At 63.3% G+C, this 11,715-nt stretch carries 11 protein-coding genes; 5 read left to right on the forward strand and 6 right to left on the reverse strand.

Annotated elements, in window-relative coordinates; all coding sequences use genetic code 11:
* The 3 genes from LDO14_RS15525 (at window position 1) to LDO14_RS15535 (ending at window position 3,432) form a co-directional block, all read left to right on the forward strand.
* Entirely contained in the window at window positions 1-498 is a 498-nt protein-coding gene (locus LDO14_RS15525; protein ID WP_018768687.1) for a hypothetical protein, read from the forward strand.
* Window positions 495-2,630, forward strand: a complete 2,136-nt coding sequence (locus tag LDO14_RS15530) for an Ig-like domain-containing protein (RefSeq protein WP_018768688.1) — start codon at window positions 495-497, stop codon at window positions 2,628-2,630. The genes LDO14_RS15525 and LDO14_RS15530 overlap by 4 nt, the downstream gene beginning before the upstream one ends.
* A 175-nt stretch (window positions 2,631-2,805) precedes the next feature.
* Entirely contained in the window at window positions 2,806-3,432 is a 627-nt protein-coding gene (locus tag LDO14_RS15535; RefSeq protein ID WP_018768689.1) for a maleylpyruvate isomerase family mycothiol-dependent enzyme, read from the forward strand.
* On the opposite strand, the gene LDO14_RS15540 is transcribed toward LDO14_RS15535, so the two are convergent.
* The 6 genes from LDO14_RS15540 to LDO14_RS15565 all read right to left on the reverse strand — a co-directional run bounded on the left by LDO14_RS15540 (window position 3,414) and on the right by LDO14_RS15565 (window position 8,256).
* Window positions 3,414-3,776, reverse strand: coding sequence for a metalloregulator ArsR/SmtB family transcription factor (locus LDO14_RS15540; RefSeq protein ID WP_018768690.1), 363 nt, complete (start codon window positions 3,774-3,776; stop codon window positions 3,414-3,416). The genes LDO14_RS15535 and LDO14_RS15540 overlap by 19 nt on opposite strands.
* Window positions 3,773-4,231 (reverse strand): SRPBCC family protein, encoded by a 459-nt coding sequence (locus LDO14_RS15545; RefSeq protein WP_018768691.1) that lies wholly within the window; start codon window positions 4,229-4,231, stop codon window positions 3,773-3,775. Before LDO14_RS15545 ends, LDO14_RS15540 begins: the two co-directional genes overlap by 4 nt.
* Window positions 4,232-4,361: 130 nt before the next feature.
* The gene (locus LDO14_RS15550; protein WP_018768692.1) at window positions 4,362-4,574 is read right to left on the reverse strand and encodes a hypothetical protein; all 213 of its coding nucleotides are present in this window, start codon (window positions 4,572-4,574) and stop codon (window positions 4,362-4,364) included.
* 517 nt (window positions 4,575-5,091) lie between these two features.
* Window positions 5,092-6,441 (reverse strand): MFS transporter, encoded by a 1,350-nt coding sequence (locus tag LDO14_RS15555; protein ID WP_018768693.1) that lies wholly within the window; start codon window positions 6,439-6,441, stop codon window positions 5,092-5,094.
* Between the two features lie 224 nt (window positions 6,442-6,665).
* Window positions 6,666-7,718 (reverse strand): trypsin-like peptidase domain-containing protein, encoded by a 1,053-nt coding sequence (locus tag LDO14_RS15560; RefSeq protein ID WP_223992434.1) that lies wholly within the window; start codon window positions 7,716-7,718, stop codon window positions 6,666-6,668.
* A gap of 73 nt (window positions 7,719-7,791) precedes the next feature.
* Window positions 7,792-8,256, reverse strand: a complete 465-nt coding sequence (locus LDO14_RS15565) for a hypothetical protein (protein ID WP_018768695.1) — start codon at window positions 8,254-8,256, stop codon at window positions 7,792-7,794.
* A gap of 435 nt (window positions 8,257-8,691) precedes the next feature.
* Here LDO14_RS15565 and LDO14_RS15570 point away from each other — a divergent pair, with 435 nt between their 5' ends.
* Both LDO14_RS15570 and LDO14_RS15575 read left to right on the forward strand, forming a co-directional pair.
* Window positions 8,692-10,797: a transglycosylase domain-containing protein gene (locus LDO14_RS15570; RefSeq protein ID WP_051081330.1), complete on the forward strand. Its 2,106-nt coding sequence runs from the start codon at window positions 8,692-8,694 to the stop codon at window positions 10,795-10,797.
* A 165-nt stretch (window positions 10,798-10,962) separates the two neighbouring features.
* Window positions 10,963-11,712 (forward strand): phosphatase PAP2 family protein, encoded by a 750-nt coding sequence (locus tag LDO14_RS15575; protein WP_223992435.1) that lies wholly within the window; start codon window positions 10,963-10,965, stop codon window positions 11,710-11,712.
* The last annotated feature ends 3 nt before the right edge of the window (window positions 11,713-11,715 follow it).

Genomic DNA, 11,715 nt, shown 5'->3' on the forward strand with positions numbered 1-11,715 from the left:
ATGACCGCCAACCCAACCACCCGCCGTCGTGCAGTCAGGGCAGCGGCCCTCGCCGGACTCCTGGCCGCTGCCGGCGCCGGAACCGCCTACGCGTACTGGGGCACCGCGGGCACCGGCACCGGTTCCGCAGCCGCGGCCACCATGCAGGCCGTCACCGTGGACGCGCTCGTCGCCGGGGACAACCCAAAGTCGACGCTTGTTCCCGGCGGTACTGCCGACGTCGTCCTCCGCCTCACCAACCCCAACCCCTACGCCGTGCAGGTCTACAGCGTCACGGCCAACGGGGCCGCCACCGCGGACGCGGCACACCCCGGCTGCACCACCACCGGAGTCAGCTTCGTGGGGAGCGCGGCGCCACTGTCCCCGGCCACCTTCGTTCCGGCCAACTCGTCCACCCTGCTCACCCTTCCAGGATCGGCCGCCATGGATACCACCTCTCTCGCAGCCTGCCAGGGCGCCACCTTCCACCTTCCCGTCACGGCGGAGGTGCGCAAATGAGCCTCGCCATCCGTGCTTTATTCGGCCGCCCGTCCCGCCGGGTGCCCTGGATCATCACCGCGCTCCTGCTCCTGCTGGGCACGGGTACCGCTGCCTATGCCTTCTGGGCCTCGACCACCAGCAGCAACAACGCGGCCGCCGCTGCCGACGCGCTGTCCGCCGGGTCCAAGCCCGCCGTCACCGCCAACGGTGCCTCGCTCAGCGTCAGCTGGGCAGCCGGCACCACGGTCAACGGCCGGGCGGCCACCGGGTACACCGTCACCAGGTACGCGGCGGCCACCGGTGGCACCGGAACACCGGCAACAGGTGGTTGCGCGGGGACCGTCACCACGCTCACCTGCACCGAACAGAATGTCCCGGGCGGCATCTGGTACTACACGGTCACCCCCACCATCGCGCTGTGGACGGGTTCGGAAAGCCCGCGCAGCACCGGCGTCAGCAGTGACTCCACCGCCCCGGTGGCCTCGGTGTCCGGCATTTCGCCCACCCCCAACGCCGCCGGCTGGAACAGCACCAGCCCGGTCACCGTGACCATCACCGCCGACGACGGGACGGCTGGATCCGGCGTCGCCTCCATTACCTACGCGGTCGACGGCGGCGCCAAGCAGACTGTGGGCGGCAGCGTCACCAGCATCCCGGTGAGCGGCGACGGAACGCACACGGTCTCCTACTTCGCCACCGACAACGCCGGCAATGCCGGCACGGCGCAGAGCCAGACGGTGCGGATCGACACCCAGGCGCCTGCCGCACCGGGGCTCAGCGTGCCCGCCTTTGTGAACTCCGCCAACGTTGCCGCCGTACCCGTCACCGGGACGGCGGAGGCAGGGGCCAAGATCACCCTTACTGCCAGCGACACCGGTTCCGGCGCCCCACATTCGGTGACGGTTACGGCTACCGCATCGGGAACCGGAAGCTGGTCCGCCTCCTTGGATTTGAGCACCTTCAAGCAGGGAACGATCAACTACAGCGCCACGGCCGCGGACGCCGCCGGGAACACGGGAGCGGCAACTGCGGCTTCGAACACCAAGGACACCATCGCTCCGGCACCAGCGCAGGGCGTGGGCGTGCCTATATACGTCAACAGCTCCACCGTTTCCTCCGTGCGGGTCTCCGGAAGCGCCGAAGCCGGGACCACTGTGACGGTTGCGGCCACGGACACCACTACTGCCCCTCCGGTCACTGGCACGGCCACTGACGCCGGAACGGGTTGGTCACTGAACCTGAACCTCACGCCGCTCAAGGATGGAACAGTCACCTACGCCGTCACAGTCAAGGACGCCGCAGGCAACAGCAGTTCGGCCGTTACACCGAGCCCCACCAGTTTGAAGGACACTGTGGCACCGAAGCTGACCATTGACACCCCGGCGTACATCTACTCGGGCAACGTGGGCGGCTATAAGGTCAGCGGCACCAATGATCCTGGCCTGACCGTCAACCTGAGCGTCAGCGATTCGACCACCAGCGTCCCGGCAACGGCATCAGGGACGCCATGGACAACCGGCGGCCTCAATCTGGCGGGCCTCAAGGAGACGTCCACGGTTGTACCGGTGGTCACGGTCACTATCACTGCCACCACAAGCGATGCGGCAGGAAACAGCAGTACGGTCACGGCCACAGCGGTCAAGGACACCCAAGGGCCCACAGTTACCTCAGTCAAGCTGCTCAACGGCGGCTCGACCAATACCCGCCAGGCCTCAGCGGACGCTGGCGACACCATTACCCTCAAATTCTCGGAAAAGTTGGACCTGGCCAAGGTGTGCACCAACTGGACCGGCTCCCAATTGTCGGGCACTGCAACGATCACTGATAATGCGGGCAATGACACACTGGGTGTCACGATCCCCGGTTGCTCCGTCGGCACGGTATCCCTCGGCGGGGACTACCTCAACGGCGCCGCGGCCACCTTTGGAGCCCAGGGAACAGGCTCAACCCTCAACTGGGATGCCGCCAACAACGCCATGGTTATCAAACTCGGCAATGCGCCTAACGGCAGCGCAGGCGCGGGCACACTCAACGCGGGTGTCCCTGCGGGCCTGCCGGCGTACGCCCCACCACAGAGCCTGACCGACGTGGCGGGGAACCTGATCGGTACTGTCTCGTTCAGAGACACCCTCTCCTCAGGACTGGGATAGGTGACGCGTTACCGGCTCCCCACCGACTATTCGGCGGGGAGCCGGTGCGTGTCCGGCCGGGGTGTGGTTCACGCTCCTTACGACACACCCCACATACACTTTGGCTAGCGGATCCAGCAAAGGGGCGCGTGATCAAGCACCCCCGGACCGCCCAAGGGAACAGGAACCCAACGTAATGACGGACTTTGATGCCTTGATCGACGCCGAACGGAACCGCCTCATCGGCGCCCTGGAAAGGCTCGACGACGAACGCTGGAACTCACCGAGCCTGTGCGGTGGCTGGCGGGTGAGGGACGTCGTCGTCCATCTCCTGATGCCCTACCAAATGTCCCTACCGCGGTTCTTCATCAATATGGCCGCAGCCGGGTTCGCGTTCGACAGGATGGCGGACCGCTGGGCCACCCGGGACACCCGCCCGAAGGATGAACTGCTGTCAGCCCTTCGGCGCACGAAGGCGGAGCGTTTCGGGGTTCCAGGCGCCGGCCCTGAAGCACCGCTGAGCCACCTTGTCATACATGCGGAGGACATCTACAGGCCCCTGAAGATCGACCATGTGATAGAGCCGGAGAGTGCCAACATCGTCCTGGACCAGCTCACCACGCCCCAGGCCCAGCGTTCACTGAAACCGGGCCTGATCGATGGGCTTGCCTTCTCCACCCAGGACACGGGCTGGAGGCACGGCACCGGCGCCCAGGTGCTGGGCAGCGCGTCGGCCCTGATCTCCACCCTTGCGGGGCGGCAGGGATCCGCAGCCGAGCTGACCGGCGAAGGAGCCATTCTGCTTCAGGGCAGGGGCCGCTGACTTTCCCGATCCCGGCTGCTTCGTTGAATGGCTTCGGCCATGCTCTTGATTCTCTGGAGCCGGGCATCCCATGCAGCGCTGACCGACGACAACTGGGCAACGGCGCGGGAAAGCTCTGCCTGGTTCACCTCATAAACGCGTTGCCGGCCTGCGGGCCTGACATAGACCATCCCCGCACGGTGCAGTACCTCCAGGTGCTTCGCCACCGCCTGCCTGGTCACGGGCAGCCGGGTGCTCAGGCCCGTGGCCGTGCCGCCGCCTTCGGACAGGATCAGGTCGAGCATCTTCCGCCGGGTGGGATCACCCACCGCGGACCAGAGATCGTCGTCGATAGCGATGGTCATTGCGCAGCGACCAGCCGGCCGATGTAGGCCACAAGCCGTGGCAGGAAGTAGTCCCAGCCCCGGACGTGGTCATTGTAGTTAAGCTCGACGTCAGCTTGCTCCCATCCCTTGTCCTGGAACCCTGCCTCCGTAAAGCGCAGCAGTGTCCCCGAGCCCTGCGGAATCAGCTCAAAAGTCACCAGGAGGGAGTTTTCCGGCGATGCCGCGGCTTCGTCGTAAACCCACCTGAAGGAGAAGCGCCGCGACGGCTCGACCTCCACAACCGTCAGCTTCACCACTTTTGCATCTGCCGCCGTCCGGTCGCCGAAGACTATGTCCCCGCTTGAACCCGCGGTGGGGTCAAAGGCGGCCTCATCGGGCCACCATTGGCGCAGGTGTTCGGGGGTGCTGATGACCTCGAAAACAATCTCCGGCGCCGCTTCAATGTGGATTTCCCGCTCAATGCTGTTGTGCATGTCCAGTTCCTTTCGCAACCATTGGTTGCTAAGAGCCTAAACGACGCAGCACCCGAAGCGCAACCATCGGTTGCGCAGGCGTCTTCGCCAACCCGGAGCGGCAGAGATGACGACGGCTGAGATCGCCTGCCTACTTCTGCTCGGGTATCCAGAACGGGGCATTCACCCCCGCTCCTGTGAGGTTGTCGCAGCGGACCAGCTGGGTGCCGATGCGCTCCAGCGGGCAATCCACGTAGGTGTTAAGGACTTCCTCGTCATAGCCCGCGGTGGCCGGGGCTGGCCCTGCGGAGAGGAAGAGTGCCGGAAAAACGGCAGCGATGACCGGGACAGTGCGCTTGTGCAACGGGGGGCTCCTTGGATTCGGCAAGGGAGATTGACGGGCGGCCGGCCCTGGACGAGGGCCAGCGCAACTGGGTCCCCAGCCGATTCCCCAAAATGCGAATCCTGCCAGCTCAGGACTCTCCGGCAGGACCAAAGTACATGAACCGCCCGGGCAGCCATAAGGGTCCCGGGCACCCCTTATGCAGCACGGCCTACCCAATCATGACTCCCGCAATCCCGGGAACGGGCGCGGGGTGGGCCTACGCAACGAAAGGAAAATCCCCTCCTCCTGGAGGCTTATCCCCCAACACCCACCCCTCCGGAACCCTCCCCGGCCCTTAGTTGTTCGCGTGGATATGCGGACTCCTCTCCCCCACAAACCCACAATCCGTTGCACTGGCGCAACTGATGCGGGGGTGGGTCATGTCTCGGAATGGCCCACCTTCACCGCTGAGTTACCGTGACGAGCGCCTACCAGTGACGAGGCTGCGACCGGCATCCCGCTACCGGCGCAGTTGCCCGTGCTGCAAGGGCGCCCGTCAGGATGTTTTCCTCCTGGTTGCTTCTGCCTCTGCCCCGCCGGAGAGGGCACCCTGCAGCCGGGCACCGGACAGCGGCCTGTCACCGCTTCGCCGCAATGTCAGCATCACCAGGCCTGCAGCCAGGAGGCAACATGCCAGGAAGATGGACGTGGCCAGGAAACTGCCGTGCGTCACATCCTGCAGGAAACCACCAACGTAGGGTCCAACGAATCCGCCGAGGTTTCCTACCGCATTGATCAGTCCCATAGCGGTGCCGGCGACGGCCACCGGCATGGCCCGGGACGCTGAAGCCCAGAATGGACCGTCGTAGGCCAAGGCCCCGGCGACGGCGATGCTAATGAGGGTAACCGCAAGGAACGGCATATTGTCTCCGGTTGCTACCGAGACCACCAGCGCAACAGCACCGACTGCCATCGACAGCAGCACGTGAGTGGAGTAGCGGCCGGAACGGTCGGCCGCTTTGGCGTTGTACCAGAGGCCGACCATCGCCAGCACGTACGGAACTGCGGTGATGAGCCCCACCTCCATAGACGATCCGGAGGTAATTGTCTTGATCACGTGCGGCAGCCAGATGTTGATGCCATAGAAGCCAATCTGGATGAGGAAGTACACCAAGGTCAGCCGCCACACAACCGTGTTGGACATAACGTGGCGCAGGCCCAGTTTCTCCTGCTGAGGATGTTCCCTTGCATCCGCAGCGAGCCCATTCTCGATGTACTCACGCTCCTGGACCGAGCACCATGCCGCCTCGCGCGGATGGTCAGCGATCAGGGCCCACCACAGGGGTGCGGCGATGACGAAGGGGAAGATGCCCTCGATGATGAACAGCCACCGCCAGTCCGAGAAGGAGAGAATCCAGCCGGAGAGGGGGCCCGTAATGATGGAGGCGATGGCGATGTTCATCATCCAGAATGCGTAGGCCCGTGCCCGCTCAGCGGCCGGGAACCAGTGGCTGATCAGGACAAGGATCGCAGGCCAGATTCCGGCCTCGGCGACACCCAGGAAAAAGCGCACCACCAGCAGTTGCGTGAAATTTTGGATGAATCCGGAAAGAACGGCCAGTACGCCCCAGATGAGCACCATGATTCCGACGAACTTCTTCGCGCTCCAGTGCTCGGCGAGGTGGCCGCCTGGAATTTGCAGGACGAGATAGCCGATGAAGAAGATGCCTGCAGCCAGGCCCTGCTGGGCGGCGTCGATGCCCAGGTCCTGATGGAGTCCGTTCAGGGCGAACCCGATATTGGTCCTGTCCATAAACGAAATGATGTAGACGACAATGGCGACGGGAATCAACCGCTTCCACCGGGCATTGCCCACTGCCGTTGCTGACTTGACGTTCTGTGCCATTGGAAATGCTCCTTCGCGATATGGCTGATCAGACCGCCCCCCCAGTAAAGCTACTGCTCTCCCGCGGACCTCGTCGGGGTTCGCTTTCCGCCAAGCGGCGGAACGAGCGGGACTTGTTCGGACAGAGCCGACCTGACGTTGCAGGCTTTTACGCCTTGAGTTGGCGACCCTTACCCGAGCAGCATTTTCTTATTTTCACGCAACTATTGCGTTAGCGCAATAAGTCATTTAGCCAGGTCGCCAAGGGTGACGTGCAGGTTCTGGGATGCTGAGCCGCGCTGCACGATGACGTCCACCTGCTGCCCGGGGTCCTGTTTCCTGAGGGCCACCAGCAGGTCCGTCACGTTTCCAATGTCTGCCTGGGCGAACTTGGTGATGATGTCTCCTGCCTTCATGCCGGCTTGTTCCGCTGGGCTTCCTTGCGAAACGCTCACGATCAGCGCCCCCGCCGTCGTGGGCAGGGAGAACCGTTGGGCGAGTTGCGGCGTGATGTCGGTGGGGACCACACCGAGGGCGGCGTGTTTGACCGATCCGCTGGCCAACAGCTGGTCTGCAACGTCGGTGACAGTGGAAGATGGCGTAACGAACCCGATGGCTACGGCTCCGGTGCTGGGTGGAAGGTAAGCCTCGGAAAGACCGATTACCTGTCCGCCGGCATTCGCCACCGCACCGCCGGAATTACCGGGGGAAATCGGCGCATCGGTCTGCAGCAGGTCGATGGCGCCGTGGGGTGATTCCTTCGACGGCGGCATGTTCCGGTGCAGGCTGGAGACAATTCCGGCAGTGACGGTTTCCTCCAACCCCAGCGGGCTTCCGATGACAACGGTCATCGAACCCACCTCCGGATCTGTTGCAGCAAATTTTGCGGCCGGAAGGCCGGTGCGGTCGACCTTGAGGACAGCAAGGTCCGTGACGTCGTCAACGCCAACTATTGTGCCTTGGGACTGAGAGCCATCAGCGAACTGGACCTCAACGTTCTTAAAGGGCTGTTTTTGCTGGTCCTCCACGACATGGGCGTCTGTGACAATGGATCCATTGCCGTCGTAGATGACACCGCTGCCAAGGCCGACAGCAGTCCTGATGGTGACCACGGATGGTTCGACCTCCCTGACCACGCCGGGAACCGCGGCCAGGCCGCCGCCGCCCGACAGGCTTGCCTTGGATGCGTCCGGTGATGCAGTGGAGGAACCGGGCCCCGGTGCCGGGTTTCCCGTACAGCCCGTCAGCGTCAGCGCCGCTGCGGTCATTCCAGCCGCCGCGTAGAGTCTTAACCTCATTGGATACCTCCTCTTTGAGAGATCGCCCGGGAGGGGCGGTCGCCTGTCTTGCCCAGCAGGGCTGCTGCCAGCGTCAAGGGCTGGGCGAAGGAACATAAGGCTGGTACTGGTCAAAAGTCCCGTCCTGAATGGGGACGTTGATTCTGGTTTCCTGCCCCTTCACGCTTACTGTCAGGTCAGTGCGCGCCCCGGGAGCCTCCGCGGCACTGTTGAGAATGAGGGGCGTCTGGTCAAACTCCTTGTTCCCGCTTGCCGGGATCCTGACCTGGACTTGCTCGTCGGAGTCGGCCAGGACCATCTCAATATCAGCAGCCGTGGTGTTGATGATCGTTCCCAACACGCGTGCGGGTTCATTTTGCCCTGATGTCACAAGCAGAACGCTTCGCAACTCCAGCCCGGCAAAGTTCAAGTCGGAACCGAGCGCAATGGGATCGCGGTCCCCTTCGGAAGGGTTGTAGCAGCCGGTAGCCAGAAGGGCCGAGATCACCAGGACGGGCAGGAGGCGGAAAAACCGTATGGTGCCGTGGGCGGGTTTCATGGATGTTCCTTTCCCTGGCGTTGAGATGCTGCCGGCTGGTCAAAACAGAAGCCTGCATGAGATCTGCAGGTGACAATGCGGCGGAGATGGCGCAGGTCGCCTGGCAGCCCAGTACAGCTTTTCCCCTGCCCCACCGTGGTTAGCTTTAGGGCTTCATCCGTGGGCTTCCCCGATATATCCCCTCCCTCAGTGTGGCGCAGCACTTGCGCCAACGCAATCACTATCCACTTAGCAAGTTCCACTTTTCTGAATTGTTGCCCTCCTGTTACCGGATTCAGCCCTGTCGATGCAGATTCGGGACATAGCATTGTTTGCACATTGGCAATCATTCCGAGACAAGCGGCACTAGACCCAGGAGGGGTTGCTTCCAGGCACCCCTGTCCATGCGACGCCTTGATCGAAGTGCAGTGACGACACGACAAGGAATTCTCCTGCATGCTCCTTAGAGACAAACTGTGGCGAAAGGCTGCCGCCTTCATGGCTGCCTGCGTCATCGGCGGCTTCCTGGTCACCGGGCTCCTGGTCCCCGCGGCGGCGTTGGGCTCATCCCTGGCCGCTACATCCACCAAGCTTTTCGAGCAGCTGCCCTCAGTGCTGGATCTGAACCCCCCGGCCCGGAACTCGGAGGTGCTGGCTAAAGATGGGTCGGTCATCGCCACGTTCTATTCGCAGAATCGCGTGCCGGTGGAACTGGAGCAGGTATCACCGTTTATGCGCGACGGGATCGTGGCCATCGAGGACTCCCGTTTCTATGAGCACGGCGGCATCGATCCAGCGGGCATTCTCCGGGCCCTCTACGTGGACACCTTGGGCGGCCGGCAGGGCGCATCGACCATCACCCAGCAGTACGTCAAGAACGTGCTCATCCAGGCGCTGATCTCCAGCGGCAGGGCGGACGAGGTCAAGTCCAGCGCGGCCAGGACCATCGGCGACAAACTTCGGGAGATGAAACTCGCCGTCAGCCTCGAGGACAAGTACTCCAAGGACCAGATCCTTCAGGGCTACCTGAACCTGGTGTATTTCGGCAACGGAGCCTACGGCATCCAGTCGGCAGCCAAAGAGTATTTCGGCGTCGCCGCAAGCGACCTCAGCCTTACCCAAGCCGCCGCCCTGGCAGGAGTGGTCAACAGGCCCCTGTACTACGATCCGATCACCGAACCAGGCCATGTGGTGGCCCGGCGCAATGAAGTTCTGGACCAAATGCTCCAACAGGGTTACATCTCCACGGTCCAGCACGACAAGGCTGCCGCCGCGCCCCTCGCCTTGAACGTCCAGCCAACCGTCCAAGGATGCGCCGCGGCGACTTCTCCATACTTCTGCGACTACGTCCAACGTTTGATCCTCAACGACCCCGCCTTCGGGGCCGACGAGACGGCCCGGCGCAGACTTTTGTACCAGGGTGGGCTGTCCATCCACACCACTCTGGACCCGGACCTGCAAAAAGTGGCCCAGGGACAGGTCAATGCCTCGCTTCCCCCGGCGGATCCCCTGCAGCGCGGGGCCGCCCTTGTCAGCGTCCAGCCCCGGACGGGCAAGATCCTTGCCATGGCCCAAAACACCATATACAACCCGGCGCCTGGGCCCGGACACTACACGGGCAACTTCGCCCTCCCAGAAACGGACAGCCGCGGTAAGCCGCTCCATGGTGCCGGCGGCTTCCAGATCGGTTCCACGATGAAACCATTCGTCTTTGCTGAATGGCTCAATTCCGGCCGGTCCATGGCTGTCCGGCTGGACGGCTCGGTCCGCACCTACAAGGCCGGCTTCCCATGGAAAAACAGCTGCGGCACGACGGCCGGGTCCTACGATCCCGCCCTCGGCCAGACACCCCTGCCCAACGACGACCCCTACCACTACTACCGGATGAGTGTCCTGGAAGGCCTGTACCACTCCATCAACACCATCACGTTCCAGTCAGCAACGCAGCTGGATTTCTGCAACATCCAGAAGATGGCCACAGCGGCGGGCATCAAGGACGGCCACACCAACAAGCCCTACGACCTCTCCAGTATCGCCAACCTGATCGGCACCCAGGATGTCGCGCCGCTGGACATGGCTACCGCTTACGCAACTTTCGCGGCCGGAGGAATCCGCTGCAGACCCGTCGCCTTGGAGACGGTCACCGGACCCGGCGGACACCACTACCCGGTGCCAGCCGCGGACTGCACCCAGACCATCGACCCGGACGTCGCTGCCGGCGTCACGTACGCCCTGAAGCCAGTACTGACCAAAGGATCGGGCTACAACATTCCCGTGAACAAGGAACAGGACATCTTCGCCAAAACCGGCACCACCGACGGACACACCCAGACATGGACCGTTGGCGCCACCACAGGCATCGCCACCGCCTCATGGTTCGGAAGCTACAAAGGATTCGGGCCGGAATGGGCAAATGAGCACATCACCATCAACGGAAAGTACTACGCCGGTCTGGACGGAGCAAACATCGCCGGCACCCAGTGGGCCCACCTCATGAACGCCGCGGCCCCAAAATACCCAGGCGGCCCTTTTCCCTCGCCACCACCATCAATGCTCCGCTGACGGGGGCGGGCCAGCCCCGTATTCGATTGCGCAATTACAATTATTGCGCTATCGTTCATTGATACTCGGTGAAGCAACGGTGGCTTTTTCACGAGCTTCACTTCCCAAACCGCGAAAGTTCCCCAACGACGAGGAACCAGTCCAGCAGGAGGAATGGGTGCCGCCGTGGCAAGCGATGACGACGATGTCCGCCCTGATGTAAAAGAGTCGCAGTCTCAATCCTTGGCTTTTCGCTTAGGCGACGGATTCATTGTTCCCCCAGGCCGGTTCCTCGTCCTGAGCGCAGTGTCACTTGCGCTGGCCCTGGCCGGCGCCGCTTCCTTTTTGCTGACGCTGGGGGAAGTGCTTCACGGCAATGGCGTCACAGCGGCCGACGGTCCCATGACCGAGTGGTTCGTGAATCACCGGACCAGTGCTGCCACCATGGTTCTGGCGGGACTCGCCATTGTGTTCGGCCCGGTCGCCCTTCCGCTGATAACACTGCTCGCCACCACGGCCTGGGCCCTTTTGACCCGCCGCCTTTGGCGCCCCTTGCTGCTCGCCGGGTCGATGCTCACGGGGGTCATCATTACGGAGGTCATCGCCCACGCCGTGGGACGTTCCCGTCCCCCAGCGGCACTGATGATGCTGGGCGCCGATGCCACTTCATCGTTTCCTTCCGGGCACGTCGTCGGTGCCTCAAACTTTCTGCTGATCGGCGCATACCTGCTCTATTCCCGCTCCTCCCGCACGGTTTCCGTGATCGTTGCCTTCAGCGCTGCAGCCGGAGGCCTGACACTGGAAGCAGCAAGCCGCGTTTACCTCGGCTATCACTGGTTTACAGATACGCTCGCGTCCGCCTCCATCTCCGTGGTTCTCCTCGCGGTCGTGATCATGCTGGATATCAACCGCGGCGGCCATGCGGCAGAACAATGAGTG

Origin of the sequence: Arthrobacter sp. NicSoilB11, from assembly GCF_019977375.1 — a bacterium.
Taxonomy (GTDB): domain Bacteria; phylum Actinomycetota; class Actinomycetes; order Actinomycetales; family Micrococcaceae; genus Arthrobacter.

Excerpts from the sequence above, each read along its gene's own strand:
- LDO14_RS15525 (WP_018768687.1), top strand. The coding sequence starts at position 1 with ATGACCGCCAACCCAACCACCCGCCGTCGTGCAGTCAGGGCAGCGGCC.
- LDO14_RS15530 (WP_018768688.1), top strand. The coding sequence starts at position 495 with ATGAGCCTCGCCATCCGTGCTTTATTCGGCCGCCCGTCCCGCCGGGTG.
- LDO14_RS15535 (WP_018768689.1), top strand. The coding sequence starts at position 2,806 with ATGACGGACTTTGATGCCTTGATCGACGCCGAACGGAACCGCCTCATC.
- LDO14_RS15540 (WP_018768690.1), bottom strand. The coding sequence starts at position 3,776 with ATGACCATCGCTATCGACGACGATCTCTGGTCCGCGGTGGGTGATCCC.
- LDO14_RS15545 (WP_018768691.1), bottom strand. The coding sequence starts at position 4,231 with ATGCACAACAGCATTGAGCGGGAAATCCACATTGAAGCGGCGCCGGAG.
- LDO14_RS15555 (WP_018768693.1), bottom strand. The coding sequence starts at position 6,441 with ATGGCACAGAACGTCAAGTCAGCAACGGCAGTGGGCAATGCCCGGTGG.
- LDO14_RS15560 (WP_223992434.1), bottom strand. The coding sequence starts at position 7,718 with ATGAGGTTAAGACTCTACGCGGCGGCTGGAATGACCGCAGCGGCGCTG.
- LDO14_RS15565 (WP_018768695.1), bottom strand. The coding sequence starts at position 8,256 with ATGAAACCCGCCCACGGCACCATACGGTTTTTCCGCCTCCTGCCCGTC.
- LDO14_RS15570 (WP_051081330.1), top strand. The coding sequence starts at position 8,692 with ATGCTCCTTAGAGACAAACTGTGGCGAAAGGCTGCCGCCTTCATGGCT.